The sequence below is a fragment of the Symbiobacterium thermophilum IAM 14863 genome, assembly GCF_000009905.1.
Taxonomy (GTDB): Bacteria; Bacillota; Sulfobacillia; order Symbiobacteriales; family Symbiobacteriaceae; genus Symbiobacterium; species Symbiobacterium thermophilum.
The window spans coordinates 2,044,128-2,057,378 of record NC_006177.1; the positions used below are offsets into that span (position 1 = coordinate 2,044,128).

Annotated in this window: 10 protein-coding genes; 4 read left to right on the forward strand and 6 right to left on the reverse strand. The window is 68.8% G+C overall.

Going from position 1 to position 13,251, the window contains the following annotated elements:
* Nucleotides 1–198 precede the first annotated feature (198 nt).
* The 4 genes from STH_RS09565 (at nucleotide 199) to STH_RS09580 (ending at nucleotide 2,414) form a co-directional block, all read left to right on the forward strand.
* Nucleotides 199–843, forward strand: coding sequence for a class I SAM-dependent methyltransferase (locus STH_RS09565; RefSeq protein WP_043713861.1), 645 nt, complete (start codon nucleotides 199–201; stop codon nucleotides 841–843).
* Nucleotides 844–908: 65 nt separating this feature from the next.
* The gene (locus STH_RS09570; protein WP_011196032.1) at nucleotides 909–1,253 is read left to right on the forward strand and encodes a hypothetical protein; all 345 of its coding nucleotides are present in this window, start codon (nucleotides 909–911) and stop codon (nucleotides 1,251–1,253) included.
* 45 nt (nucleotides 1,254–1,298) lie between these two features.
* Nucleotides 1,299–1,952: a hypothetical protein gene (locus STH_RS09575; RefSeq protein WP_011196033.1), complete on the forward strand. Its 654-nt coding sequence runs from the start codon at nucleotides 1,299–1,301 to the stop codon at nucleotides 1,950–1,952.
* A gap of 6 nt (nucleotides 1,953–1,958) precedes the next feature.
* Nucleotides 1,959–2,414, forward strand: a complete 456-nt coding sequence (locus tag STH_RS09580; protein ID WP_011196034.1) for a hypothetical protein — start codon at nucleotides 1,959–1,961, stop codon at nucleotides 2,412–2,414.
* 243 nt (nucleotides 2,415–2,657) lie between these two features.
* Here the strand turns inward: STH_RS09580 and STH_RS09585 are convergent, their stop codons facing one another.
* From STH_RS09585 to STH_RS09615, 6 genes are all read right to left on the reverse strand, one after another.
* Nucleotides 2,658–5,849 (reverse strand): type I restriction endonuclease subunit R, encoded by a 3,192-nt coding sequence (locus STH_RS09585; RefSeq protein ID WP_011196035.1) that lies wholly within the window; start codon nucleotides 5,847–5,849, stop codon nucleotides 2,658–2,660.
* Complete coding sequence (locus STH_RS09590) at nucleotides 5,849–7,087, reverse strand: restriction endonuclease subunit S (protein WP_043713863.1); 1,239 nt, start codon at nucleotides 7,085–7,087, stop codon at nucleotides 5,849–5,851. Before STH_RS09590 ends, STH_RS09585 begins: the two co-directional genes overlap by 1 nt.
* Nucleotides 7,077–8,642, reverse strand: a complete 1,566-nt coding sequence (locus STH_RS09595; protein WP_043713864.1) for a type I restriction-modification system subunit M — start codon at nucleotides 8,640–8,642, stop codon at nucleotides 7,077–7,079. Before STH_RS09595 ends, STH_RS09590 begins: the two co-directional genes overlap by 11 nt.
* Nucleotides 8,643–8,872: 230 nt before the next feature.
* The gene (locus STH_RS18815; protein WP_011196038.1) at nucleotides 8,873–10,435 is read right to left on the reverse strand and encodes a hypothetical protein; all 1,563 of its coding nucleotides are present in this window, start codon (nucleotides 10,433–10,435) and stop codon (nucleotides 8,873–8,875) included.
* Between the two features lie 438 nt (nucleotides 10,436–10,873).
* The gene (locus STH_RS09610) at nucleotides 10,874–12,016 is read right to left on the reverse strand and encodes an amidohydrolase (protein ID WP_011196039.1); all 1,143 of its coding nucleotides are present in this window, start codon (nucleotides 12,014–12,016) and stop codon (nucleotides 10,874–10,876) included.
* Nucleotides 12,013–13,233 carry an amidohydrolase gene (locus STH_RS09615; RefSeq protein ID WP_011196040.1) on the reverse strand — a complete coding sequence of 407 codons (1,221 nt, stop codon included), beginning with the start codon at nucleotides 13,231–13,233 and terminating at the stop codon, nucleotides 12,013–12,015. The genes STH_RS09610 and STH_RS09615 overlap by 4 nt, the downstream gene beginning before the upstream one ends.
* Between the last annotated feature and the right edge of the window lie 18 nt (nucleotides 13,234–13,251).

The following is a 13,251-nucleotide window of genomic DNA, read 5'->3' on the forward strand; positions in this document are numbered from 1 at the left end:
CCGAATACGTACAACGGCCAGCCGCTGGCCTGCATCTTCGTCGCCTCGCAGAGGGACCAGGCGGTCACGAAGACGGAGTACGGCTCGGAGAGTTTTTCTCGACCGGTCTGCTCCGAGGATTCCCGCAGGGTGCCGCACCAGAGCCAGCGAAAGGATCTGCATCGCCCACCTCAGATCTCCGAAGGAGGAACCTTGCAAATGCCACGCACCCCCGAAGAGGGCCGCGCCCTGTTCGACCGCTGGGCGCGCACCTACGATCTGGATCTGGCGGGACAGGACGGTCCTAAGGCAGGCCCGCTGGTCGGCTACGCCGAAACCCTGCGGATCGCCGCCGAACAGGTGCCCGTCGCCCCGGGGATGTCGGTGCTGGACGTGGGCATCGGGACCGGCGCCTTCGCCGCCCGCTTCCGCGGGCGCGGCGTCCGCGTCTCTGGGGTGGATCCGTCGCCCGCCATGCTCGACGCCTGCCGGGGGAAGCACCCCGGCTTCACCCTGCGGGTCGGGGATTTCAACGCCATTCCCTTCGACTCGGGCGAGTTCGACATGGTCATCTCCAGCTTCGCCTTCCACGAGGTCCCGCCCGGGGGCCGTCTCGCGGCATGCAGGGAGCTGGCTCGGGTGCTGAAACCCGGCGGGGCGCTCTGCCTGGTGGACATCCTGTTCGCCTCCCCGGCGGCGCTGGCCGCGGCCAGGGAGGCCATCGGCGAGCGCTGGGACGACGAGGAGGACTACCCGCTGGTCGGCGACCTGGACCAACTGCTCCACGAGGCCGGCATCGGCGGTTCCCGGTGGCGGCAGACAGCCCCCTGCCACTGGATGGTGCTCGCCCGCAAGCCTGCGTGATCCCTGCATGTGGCCGTAACCGGCGCCGGTTGCCCCGTTGTACCGGGCAGGAGGTGATCAGCGCGATGAACCGGCGACACCGCGTTCACCCGCGGATCCTGCCCTGGCTCCTGATCGCCGCGCTGCTCGTCAGCGGCTGCAGCGCCGGAGGGCCCGACCCCTCCGCGGCTGCGCCCACGGACCGGACCGAAAACCCGGGACAGACGGCTGATCCCCAGATGCCGGAGGATCCGGCCGGGCCTGACAGCGCTGCGGACGACCCGCCCGTGGCCGGCGCCGTCCCGGCGGACCTGGACGGGGACGGCGCGCCGGAGTGGATCCGGGGCCTCACCGATACGTGGACCGCCGACCCCGTGGAGATCTACGACGCGCAGGGTGAAAAGCTCCTCACCTGGGAGACCTTCGGATAGGAGCGGAAGGTCTCGCTGCACAGCCTGCCTGGCCAGCCCCGCGCCGTGCTGCTGGAGTGGCGCCGGTTTGAGGACGGCCAGACTGCCGTAGGCATCCAGGCCTTCGTCCGGCGGTCGGGCACCTTCGCCCACGACCGGCTCTACGGCTGGGGGTTGAAGCACGCGGAGACCACCCCGGCGCACCGCGCGTCCTTCACCGAGGACGGGGCCCTCCTGGTGGAGTGGGACATGGGCGACCCGGCGCGCCACACCCGGATCCGCCGGTACGCGCTGAACCTGGAGCAGGGCAGCGTGGCCATCGTGGAGGAGCGGTTTGTGCCGGAGGGCAGCGACCTGGTGTACCCCGAGGCTCCGGAGGCGGTGCTGCACGCCGCGCAGATCGCGGCGGCGTACCGGCTGGAGGATGAGCTGCCCCGGTACTTCGCCTCGACCGACGTGGCCGGAGCCTTCCTGGAAGCCATCCCCCCGTGGCCCTACGAGGTGACGGGCGTTGAGCTGGCCAGCGTCACCGCATTCGACGAGTACTGCGTGCCGACGACCGAACCGGCGCAGCCCGACGCCGACGGCAAGGCGCCGTTCGTGGTGTGGTTGGCCGGTCAGATCAACCTGATCGTGAAAGTGGGCACCGTGTGGTTTGAAACCGACGACGCCGGACGAACCATCATCCGGGACTTCCGGCTGGACGAAGGGTGTGCGTGATGCGACATGTTGAACCATGGGATCGGGTTCTCCCTGGAAAGGCTGCGCCTGCGGCCCGCCGCGTTCTGGGCGGCCGGAGCCGCGAGCGCCGGCCTGTTCGTCGACTGGCTGCTGCGGGTCGAATCCTTTTCCCCGCTGGATGAGAACAGCGGGAAGGCCCTGCTCGGGCTGACGTTTCTGGCGGCCGGCCTCTTCGGTTGGGCCGTGCTCATCGCCATCGGCGAGTGGGCGCTGCGGCAGCGGATCCGCTCGCCCTGGGCCCCGCTGGCCTGGGGTGCTCTGCTCACCCTCCTCACGATCGGCTGGTTCCCGCCGGGTGCGATGCTTGGCTCCCTCTATGTGGGGACGCTGCTCGCGGACCGGCTGGGGGCGACGCGAAGGGTGCCGTGGCCGGTGGTCTGGCCGTTCTGGCTGGCGGGGTCTCTGGGCATCACGTTCGCCATTCTGCGCTTCTTCGTTTGATCCGCACCGGCCGGCAGCGCCTGAGAGGGCAAGAAGAGGAGCACGCTCAGGCGCGCTCCTCTACGCCAGCGGTACGCTGTTTTGCCGAGTACCCTTCTTCCGCGGCGACCTTATCACCACAGTAACCACATACGTAGGATCGCGCCCCTACGTTCTGAAGATTTGTCCAGTATCCACCCTTCAGTTGATCCACGACCGCTGACATTTAAGTCTTCCCCCTACGTCGTTGGTCCAAGGATGGCTCTAGGCCGTGGCCCACTCCTGCGACAGCACCTCCGCCTGCTTCAGCACCAGGTTCGTCGCCGCCTCCTGCCGGTCCGGCGGGTACTTATACCGTCGGAGCAGCGTGCGCACCATGACCCTCAACCGGGCCCGCACCGTCTCGCGGCGCGCCCAGTCCACGGTCACCGACTTACGCAGCCGCTCCGTGAGCTCGACAGCCATCTTCTTCAGCACCTCGTCGCCCAGCTCCCGCACGGCCGACTCGTTGCTGGCCAGGGCGTCGTAGAAGGCGAGCTCATCCTCGTTCAGCCCGAGCTGCTCGCCCCGCCGCGCCTCCTCCTGGAAGCGCCTGGCCATGGCGATGAGCTCCTCGATCACCTGCGCCGTCTCGATGGTGCGGTTCCGGTAGCGGGTGAGCGCCTGCTGGAGCAGGTCCGAGAACCTCGCCGACTGGACCACGTTGGTCTCGAAGCGCGCCTTGATCTCGTTCTTGATCAGGCGCTGCAGCAGCTCGACGGCGAGGTTGCGCTCCTTCATCCGGCGCACCTCGTCGAGGAACTCCTCCGAGAGGATGGAAATGTCGGGCTTGCTGAGCCCCGCCGCGGCGAAGATGTCCACCACCTCGTCGGAGACCACCGCCTGGGCGATGATCTGCCGCAGGGCCGCCTCCTTGCGCTCATCCGCCACCTTCCGGTCGGTTTCCGCGCGCTTGGAGAGCGCCGCCTTGACCGCCTGGAAGAAGGCCAGCTCGTCCCGGTAGGCCAGGGCGCCCTCCAGGGTGCAGCAGAGGGCGAAGGCCCTGGAGGCGGCCACCACGTGGTCGGCGAAGCGCTTCTGTCCGTCCTCCAGCCCCAGGATGTGGTTGGCCACCTTGGGCAGAAGCGCCATGGCCTCGGTGCGGAAGGCCGAGTAGTCGCAGCCGTGGAGCATCGCCCTAAGCACATCCATCTTCTCGCGCAGGATGTCCAGGGCCCGCTCCGCATCGATGGCCGGCTCGCCCCGGCCCCGCGCGGCGGTGTACTCCCGCAGCGCCTGTTTCAGCTCGTGCGAGATGCCGATGTAGTCCACCACCAGCCCGCCGGGCTTGTCCCTGAAGACCCGGTTGACCCGGGCGATGGCCTGCATCAGGTTGTGGCCCCGCATCGGCTTGTCGATGTACATCGTGTGCAGGCAGGGGGCGTCGAAGCCCGTGAGCCACATGTCCCGCACGATGACGATCTTGAACGGGTCGTTGGGGTCCTTGAAGCGCCGCTCCAGCCGCTTGCGGACCTCCTTGCTGTAGATGTGCGGCCGCAGAAGCGGCTTGTCGGCGGCGGAACCGGTCATGACGATCTTGATGACGCCTTTTTCGGGATCCGGGTCGTGCCACTCGGGCCGCAGGGCGACGATGGCGTTGTACATGTGCACGCAGATCTCCCGGCTCATGCACACGACCATCGCCTTGCCGTCCATGGCCGCCAGGCGCCGCTCGAAGTGGGCGACCAGGTCGGCGGCCACCTTCTGGATGCGAGGCGGCGCGCCCACCAGCTTCTCCAGAGCCGTCCAGCGGCGGTACTGAGCGGCCCGCGCGGCGTCGTCCTCCTCGTCCTCGGTCAGCTCTTCCACGGCCTCGTCGATCCGGGGGATCTCCTCCTCCTTCAGGTCGAGCTTGGCCAGGCGGGACTCGTAGTAGATGGGCACCGTCGCGCCGTCCTTCACCGCCTGCAGCACGTCGTAGATGTGCACGTAGTCACCGAAGACGGCCCGGGTGTTCCGGTCCTCCAGGGCAACGGGGGTGCCGGTGAAGGCGACGAAGGTGGCCCCCGGCAGGGCGTCGCGCATGTGCTGGGCGTAGCCGTAGCGGACGGCGTAGTTCCCGCCGGGCGTCTCGGCCGCGATCTGGTCGGACAGGTCGCCCCCGGACCCCATGGGTGCGGTCGCCGGGCGCCTGCGCCGCTCAGGCAGGCTCAGCCTGGCGGCGAAGCCGTACTGGCTGCGGTGGGCCTCGTCGCAGATGACGATGATGTTGGTCCGCTCGGAGAGCACCGGGAAGGTGTCCTCGTCCTCGCCGGGCATGAACTTCTGGATGGTGGTGAAGATGATGCCGCCCGACGGCCGGTTGGCCAGAAGCTCCCGGAGGCGCGGCCGGGTCTCGGCCTGCACAGGCGTCTCCCGCAGGAGTTCCGTGGCGCCGGCGAAGACGCCGAAGAGCTGGTTGTCCAGGTCGTTCCGGTCGGTGACCACCACGATGGTGGGGTTTTTCAGGTCCGGGTGGCTCATCAGCCGGCCGGCGAGGCAGGTCATCTCCAGGGACTTGCCGGCCCCCTGGGTGTGCCAGACGACGCCGCCCTTGCGGGAGCCGCCCGGGGCCGATGCCTTCAGCACGCTCTCCACCACGGCCCGGACGGCGTGGAACTGATGGTACCCGGCCACTTTCTTGACGAGGTGGCCATCCTCTTCGAAGAGGATGAAGTAGCGCAGGTACTCCAGCAGCAGGTCGTGCCGGAAGGCGCCGCGGATCAGGGTCTCCAGCTCCCGCATCTCGCCCAGGGGGTCGATCTCGTGGCCGTCGATGGTCCGCCAGGCCATGAACCGCTCCCGGTTGGCGGTCAGCGACCCCATGCGGGCGGAGAGGCCGTCGGAGATGACCAGCAGTTCGTTGTAGACGAAGAGGTCGGGGATGTCCTCCTTGTAGGCCTGGAGCTGGTTGAAGGCGGCCCAGATGTCGGCGCTTTCGTCCGCCGGGTTCTTGAGCTCGATGACGACGATGGGCAGGCCGTTGAGGTACAGGATGATATCCGGCCTGCGCACCTTCTTCGGCCCCTGAATGGAGAGCTGGTTGACCGCCAGCCAGTCGTTGCGACTCGGGTCGGTGAAGTCCACCAGCCGCACCCGGTCGCCCCGGGTCTCCCCGTCCTTCTGGAACTCGACCGGCACGCCCTCCACGAGCCACCGATGGAACTGCCGGTTGGCCTGCACCAGACCGGGGATGTTGGGGCTCACCACCTGCCGGAGGGCGTCCTCCTGCGCCGAGGCCGGGATGTGGGGGTTGAGGCCGCGGATGGCCTCCCGCAGCCGGCCCGTCAGCACAACCTGGCGGTAGGACTCCCGCTCGGTGCCGGGGGTGTTGGCGTCCACGGGGGAGATGTCGGGCCCATGTGCGACCGCCCAGCCGAGCTCGCGGAGCCATTCGAGTGCGGCCTGTTCCAGGGTCTCTTCGCTCAGGACGGGCATCACAGCACCTCCTTCAGGGCCTCCTCGGCCTCGGGCACGCGAAGCTTGCCGGCGATGAGGCGGGGGAGCAGGGTGTCGCGGAGGTTGACTAGTTGCATTCGGTATCGTTCATTGGCCGCTATCCTTTCTAGTACTGTCTGGGCAATCTGGGTAAAGCGGTTGACCAACTGCGCCGGAGGCACAACGAGCTTGATCTTGCGGAACGCAGCCTTGCTAATTTCCATGAATGTAGAGCCGTTTGCGTGCTGTTTGATCGTATCGAGGTTGTAATGACTCCAGAACAGCATGTACTCCGGAGATAGCTGCCCAGCGGGCGGCATGGCAATGAACCCCTGGTTGATCGCTGTGGGGATCTTCGTAATGGCGAGGTAACCGATCGGCGCACGGGACGACAAGAGGAGTGTGCCTTCTGGCAGGAGTCCGCTGCTGATCTTTTTCAGGCCAGCCTCGGAGATCATCCGCTCAGTTGTCAGCAGTACGGGCGTGGACTGGCCTGAAAGGTCCTTGGGCGTTACCCAGTGGTATTCCGGTGGGTTCCAGTAGGCAGGCTCCTTGGTGCTGGGTGTCGAGCCCCCCACACACGAGATAACGCTGTCAATGGTGTCGACACGCCATCCTTTGGGAATTGGGCCTAGTTCCGAATCCTGAAACTCCTCCGGAAACCACGCTGCCGTATCCTCGTCCACGCCTTCCGGATCCCGGCCTTCGGCCTTGGCGCGGACGGGGTCAAAATCAACAAACCATGACTTAAAGATTGCCTGGCCTATTGACTCGAGGCAAATGTTCGTGCTTTGCACGTTCGCGATTCTGGAATCTAGCGTTCCAAGAACATCGGCAATCTGCTTTTGAACCGCGAGCGGCGGGACTTTGACGGGAAGTCGGTAGAACTCCTCCCTGCTGGTCGAAGGAATCGCCGACCCGCTGTCCATCCCGTTGATGTCTTGTGTAAGCAACTGGTAATAAGCCCAGCGAATGTCCAGAGGTTGCTTCGGACTGATGTAGAACGCGGTGTCTATGACCCAACAGGGAGAGGGCGATAGATGAACTCCACGGTAGGCGCCCTTACGCCCGATGATGACGGTCGGAAAGGGGCAGAGGGGCTTGTTTGTCCAGCCAATCGGCCCGTTGGTCCCGTATACCGGAACGGAACCGGTGCTGGTCTTGTAATCCCTGAGGGCTTTGCCGTACTCCAGGGTAGCCAACTCACCCCAGGTCGCCTCGCGCCAATTAGAGGTCATAACCTAACCTCCCCAGTATCTGTCGAATCTGCTCGTCCAGCTCGGCCCCCTTCTTCATCTGCTCGGCCAGCTCCGCCGTGAGCCGCTCCATCTTCTCCGCAAACGTCTCGTCGTCGTCCTCCACCTCTTCCGCCCCGACGTACCGCCCAGGGGTGAGCACGTAGCCGTTCGCGGCGATCTCCTCCAGCTTGACCGCGCGACAGAAGCCCGGCACGTCCTCGTACACCTGTCCGGGCGGCGCCTCCCGGTCCTGCCGCCAGAGGTGCACCGTGTTGGCGATCTTCGCGATCTCCTCGTCGTCGAGGACCCGGTTGACACGCGTCTCCATCCGCCCCATCTTACGGGCGTCGATGAAGAGCACCTCGCCCCGGCGATCCCGGCCGTTCTTGGTCTTGTCCTTGCACAGGAACCAGAGGCAGGCCGGGATCTGCGTGTTGAAGAAAAGCTGCGGCGGCAGTGCCACCATGACCTCCACCACATCGGCTTCCACCATGTTCTTGCGGATCTCGCCCTCGTTGTTCTGCTGCGACGACATCGAGCCGTTGGCGAGCACCACGCCCGCCTGGCCCGCCGGAGCCAGGTGCCAGAGGATGTGCTGCAGCCAGGCGAAGTTGGCGTTGCCGGCCGGCGGCGTGCCGTAGATCCACCGGGGGTCATCGACCAGCCGCTCACCGCCCCAGTCGGACATGTTGAACGGCGGATTGGCCAGGATGTAATCCGCCCGCAGGTCCGGGTGCTGGTTCCGGTGGAACGTGTCGGCCGGCTCCTTGCCCAGGTTGAAGTCGAGCCCCCGGATCGTCAGGTTCATCGCGACCAGCCGCCACGTGGTAGGGTTGGCCTCCTGACCGTAGATCGAGAGGTCCCCGAACCGGCCGCCCCTGCTCTCCAGAAAGCGCTCCGCCTGCACGAACATGCCGCCCGAGCCACAGCACGGGTCGTAGACCTTCCCCTTGTAGGGCGCGAGAATCGCGACCAGCAGCTTCACCACTGAGGCGGGCGTGTAGAACTGGCCGCCCTTCTTGCCCTCCGCGCTGGCGAACTGGCCCAGGAAGTATTCGTACACCTCGCCGAGCACGTCCCTGGCCCGGTGCTCCTCGCCGAACCCGATGGTGGAGATCAGATCGACCAGCTCGCCCAGCCGCCCCGGCTCCAGATGGGCCCGGCCGTAGCGCTTGTCCAGGAGCCCCTTCAGCCGCGGGTTCTCCTCCTCGATGGCCTCCAGGGCCTGGTCGATGCGCGCGCCGATGTCCGGCTGCTTCGCGTGGGCGCGGATGGTCTCCCAGCGCGCCTGGTCGGGCACCCAGAAGACGTTGTCCATGGTGTAGTACTCCCGTTCCTCCAGGGCGGCCTCCCGGTCGGCCGGGTCATCCAGATATAGGTCGGACGCGGGGTCCGCAAGCACCTTCCGCAGCCTCTCCCGCTGCGCCACGAAGGAGTCGGAGATGTACTTCAGGAAGATCAGGCCCAGCACGATGTGCTTGTACTCGGCTGCGTCCATCGACGACCGCAGCTTGTCCGCCGCGGCCCACAGGGTGCGCTTCATCTCGTTGTCCATCCGTTCAACCCTCTCGCCACAGTTCTTCCGATTGCAGCCTGCTGGCAACCGGTGAGGCCAGACCCTGGATACGCAATCCCCGGCTCAATGGCACTCTGACCGAACAGGCCTGCAATTCCAAGTCATTGATAGTCAGTTCGGTACACGGAGGGCGGCTCCCTGCCGGAGCCTGGCTGTGCCGGCCAGGGCAGGGCGGTCAACCCAGCCGTGCACGCGGCCCCCCTCCATCCTCATCCCTTCCGCGCCTCGCCGTCGCTCCGGTGGCGCCGGCGGACGACCACCGTCCCCAGCGCCAGGAGCAGCACCGCACCGACGGCAACCCCGACAGCGGGTGCCCAGCCGCGCTGGGCCCCGGCATCGGTGGGCTCCGCGGCCCCGGGCGCAGGGGTCTCCCCGGCCGGCGGTGAAGGCCGGTCGGCCGGATCGGCCGCAGGCGGCTGCGCCGCGCCGCTTCCGGCCGTGGCCGCGCGCCGGACCGCCCCCGCGGCCAGCCGGTCAGCCCGCTCAGGCGTCAGCGCCTCCCCGGCGTTGGCCTCAACCCAGGCACGGGCCGCGTCTTCCGAAGCGAACGTCCCGGGCATGACCTCGGTCAGGAAGGCGGCGATCGCGTCCTGGGTCTCGGGACGCCACGGGTAGCCCGCCAGCTCCTCCTCCGCCCACGGCCGCCACCGCTGCACGTACAGCCGGTCGGTCATGCCGCGGGCGACCGCCTCCCGCAGGAAGAGGGCGAGGTGGTCCTCGCTGCGCACCCGCCAGACCCAGTCGGCCGACTCCCACACCAGCGGCAGCGACGTCTCCCGCAAGAGGAGCAGGTACTGCACCCGGACCTCGTCGTCGTCGGGATGCTCTGCCAGGAACGACTCGGCCGCGGCCAGTACATCCGGCAGCAGCCGGTCAGCGGCCTCGCCGGGCAGGCTGCCGTCCCGCAGGGAGGAGTTCATGCCCATGTTCCCGGCCTCGGCCAGGCTGCGGGTGGCTTCGATTACCGCGGTCAGCGCCGCAGGGTCGGCGATGCCTGCCTGCAGCATCTCCCGGATCTCCACCCCCATGTCGCGCCAGTAGGGGTTCTCCAACACCACATGGATATCGAAGTCCGGCTCCACGTCCTCCCACACCCAGCGAAGGGCGCCGTCCTCCAGCACCCAGCCGGGGGTCGTGATGCGGAAGGGGTTCTCCTCCGACCGGATGTCCTCCGCCCGGATCGGCCGGTCCATGGCCAGCACCGCCTCCGCCCGGCCGATCGTCCCGGCCCAGTGGGCGCCGGTGCGCAGGACGTAGGCGACCCAGAGCGGCGCGTCGTAGCCCTTGCCGTACGGCAGCACATTCATGGTGTAGCTGACCACCATCTCCAGCGGCTGGCCCGCCCGGAAGGTGACCGGAAAGACCGCCCAGTTCACGGGACCGGCATCGGCGTCCTGGTGCACAGCGGACTCGCGGACCTCCGTGGCCACCTCCCGTCCGTCGATCTCCACCCGCAGGTTCTCGATGTGGGCGCCGAAGATCGCCTGTTCGGGGTCGAAGATGAACAGCGGGAAACCCACCATCATCTCCTCGTCCGCCTCGGGCTCGAAGCGGAACCAGATGCGGTACTCGCCCACCGCGCTGGTGCTGAGACGGTCATCGTGCCGTGTGTCGCGGCGCAGGAAAATCTCGATGCGCTCTTCCGCCAGCCGGACGGTGGTGGAGTCCAGCGGCTGGACGTGGGGCCCGACGGGGGCCAGGGGTGCGCTGTCACCCAGGCAGGTTGCGGAGAGGCCAAGGACGAGGAGCAGCGCGATCCAGAACCGGCGCAATTGCCGTCACCTCCTGTTGGGCTCGTGCCAGATGGACGCAGGGAAGCTGGCGGACCCTCCATACCTTCAGGCGCGTGGCCGGCGCCTTGCGCGGAGGACGGCGCCGCCCTCCGCCAGGAGCAGGCCGAGACCGGTGATCCAGCCCCCGACTTCCCAGGGGCCGGACTCAGGCCCCCCCGGGGAAGGAGCCTCACCTGTGCCGGACTCCGGCGTCCGCGCTCCCGCTGTGTCCCCCGCGTCCAGGACCCGGGTGAGCGGCTGGCCGATCGCCTCCTGCGTCTCCGCGGGCCACTGGCGGCCCGCCATACCACCCCTCATAACGGTAAATCCTTGAAAGGGTTACGCCCGTGCGGCCGGTTGGCCCAGGATGCAGGCCAGTGACGCCGAGCAGAAGAAGGGTCCGGTGCCTGCGCACCGGACCCGACGGCGCCGTCGGACTCAGGAGAGGCTCTTCGCCTCGTACACCCGCTGCCCCTCGATATACGTGGCCAGCACCCGGGCCCGCGCCCGGAAGGGGTGGTCGCTCCACAGCACGAAGTCGGCGTCCTTTCCCGGCTCCAGGGACCCCACCCGGTCGGCGACGCCCAGCATCTCGGCGGGGCTGAGGGTCATCGCCCGCAGGGCGCCGGCCTCGCTCATGCCCTCCCGGACCGCCAGGGCCCCCTGGATGCGGTGGTGCGCGATGGGTACGAAGGGGTGGTCGGTCATCAGCGAGACGTGGACCCCCGCCTTCTCCAGGATGCCCGGGTTGCGGAAGGTCAGGTTGGCCGTCTCCACCTTGGACCGGCCGCCCAGCATCGGCCCCAGCGTGACCGGGTACCCGGCCTCGGCCAGGGCGTCCACCACCATCCAGCCCTCGGTGCAGTGCTCGATGGAGAGGTCGATGGAAAACTCCCGGGCGATGCGGATGGCGGTCAGGATGTCGTCCGCCCGGTGGGCGTGCAGCCGGAGCGGGATCTCCCGGTCCAGCACCTTCCGGGCCAGCTCCAGCCCCAGGTCCCGGCCCTTCTCCGGGTCATACGCCCGGGCCCGGGTCAGGAACTGCCGGATCACCGCCGCCACGCCCATGCGGGTCGCGGGCGTCCGCTTGTGGTTCTGCCCGTGCAGCCGCTTCGGGTTCTCGCCCAGGGCCCCCTTCAGCCCCGACGGCCGGCGCAGCACCATCTCGTCGGCCGTCCGGCCCCGGGTCTTGATGACCACCATCTCCCCGCCGATGGGGTTCCCCGACCCGGGCAGGGTCTGCACCGTGGTCACCCCGGCGGAGCGGGCGTCCGCGAAGGAGACGTGGAACGGGTTGATCGCATCCAGCGCCCGGACCTGCGCCGTGGTCGGGGAGGTCCACTCGTTGCCGTCGTAGGCGGGCGGGCCGTCCCCCTCGCCCCAGAGGCCCACGTGGGTGTGGGGGTCGACGAAGCCGGGCAAGAGGTGCAGCCCCCGGGCGTCGACCACCTCCGCGTCGGACGGGATCTCCACCAGCCCCACCGCCAGGATCTTCCCGTCGCCCACCAGCAGCGTCGCGCCTGCCATGGGCGGCCGGCTGATGGGGTAGACCGTCGCACCGGTGATCGCCAGCTTGGTCATCGCCCGTTCACCTCCCCGCAGGGCCGGCCCGGCTCCGGGCCTTCCCGTCCGTCGTGTCCCCAGCCGCCGTGGGCGCTCCCGCGGTCGTCATCCATGTAGACCACCCTGCCCTCCACCATCGTCCAGGCCACCCGGGTGGTGAGCTCCAGCGGGTCGCCGTCCCAGAGCACCAGGTCGGCGTCTCTGCCGGGGGCGATGCTGCCGACCCGGTCCGCCACGCCCAGGATCTCCGCCGGGGTCAGGGTGACCGCCCGGAGCGCCTCCTCCGGCATCAGCCCCTCGCGCACGGCCAGGGCGGCGGCGACGTTCAGGTACAGTTGGTCCAGCTGGGGATGGCCGGTGACGATCGCGGTGGGCACCCCGTGCCGGTGCAGCGCAAGCGGCAGGTGGAAGCCCACGTCCCGGGTTTCCTGCCGGCCCCGGGCGGCCAGGGACGGCCCCGCCGCCACCGCGGCCCCCGCCTCGGCGATGAGGTCGGCCACCAGGTGGCCCTCGGTCGCGCCCAGCAGCGTGATGCGGATGCGGAACTCCCGGCCGATCCGCAGGGCGGTGACGATGTCATCCGCCCGGTGCGCCTCCACCAGCAGCGGCAGCTCGCCCCGCAGGACGGGCAGCAGCGCCTCGCAGCGCAGGTCCCGCTCCTTCCCGGGGTCGTACTCCTGGGCCTTCACCAAGGCCTCCCGCAGGACGGCGGCGACGCCCATGCGGGTCGCCGGCATCCGCTTCTCCCCGCCGTAGGCGGCCTTCGGCCGCTCGCCCAGGCCGGCCGCCACGCCGGTGGGGTGGCGGAGGACCAGGTCGTCGGCTGCGACCGCCCTGCGCAGCTTGATCGCCAGCGCCTGCCCCGCCAGGACGTTGCTGCCGCCGGGCACCACGTGCACCGTCGTGACGCCGCCGGTGTGGGCTTCGGCGATGCCCCGGTCGAAGGGGTAGAGGCCATCCAGGGCGCGCACGTGGGCCGTGTTGGGATCGGTGGACTCGTCGGCATCGCTGCCCGCCCAGCCGAGCCCCTCGTTGATCAGCCCCAGACGGCTGAAGCCGTCCACCAGCCCGGGGGTGAGCGTCCGCCCCCCGGCATCGATCATCTCTGTTCCCTCCGGTACGTCGACCCGTTCCCCGACCGCCGCGATCCGGCCGGCGTCGTCCACCAGCACGGCCCCGGACGGGATCACGCCGGCGGAGACGGTCAGGATCCGTGCGTTGACAACGGCGAGCACCGCGCTCCTCCTCTCGCT

Bases quoted from the DNA above. Each gene is read 5' to 3' on its own strand.
- STH_RS09565 (WP_043713861.1), top strand. From the start codon at position 199: ATGCCACGCACCCCCGAAGAGGGCCGCGCCCTGTTCGACCGCTGGGCG.
- STH_RS09570 (WP_011196032.1), top strand. From the start codon at position 909: ATGAACCGGCGACACCGCGTTCACCCGCGGATCCTGCCCTGGCTCCTG.
- STH_RS09580 (WP_011196034.1), top strand. From the start codon at position 1,959: ATGTTGAACCATGGGATCGGGTTCTCCCTGGAAAGGCTGCGCCTGCGG.
- STH_RS09585 (WP_011196035.1), bottom strand. From the start codon at position 5,849: ATGCCCGTCCTGAGCGAAGAGACCCTGGAACAGGCCGCACTCGAATGG.
- STH_RS09590 (WP_043713863.1), bottom strand. From the start codon at position 7,087: ATGACCTCTAATTGGCGCGAGGCGACCTGGGGTGAGTTGGCTACCCTG.
- STH_RS09595 (WP_043713864.1), bottom strand. From the start codon at position 8,642: ATGGACAACGAGATGAAGCGCACCCTGTGGGCCGCGGCGGACAAGCTG.
- STH_RS09610 (WP_011196039.1), bottom strand. From the start codon at position 12,016: ATGACCAAGCTGGCGATCACCGGTGCGACGGTCTACCCCATCAGCCGG.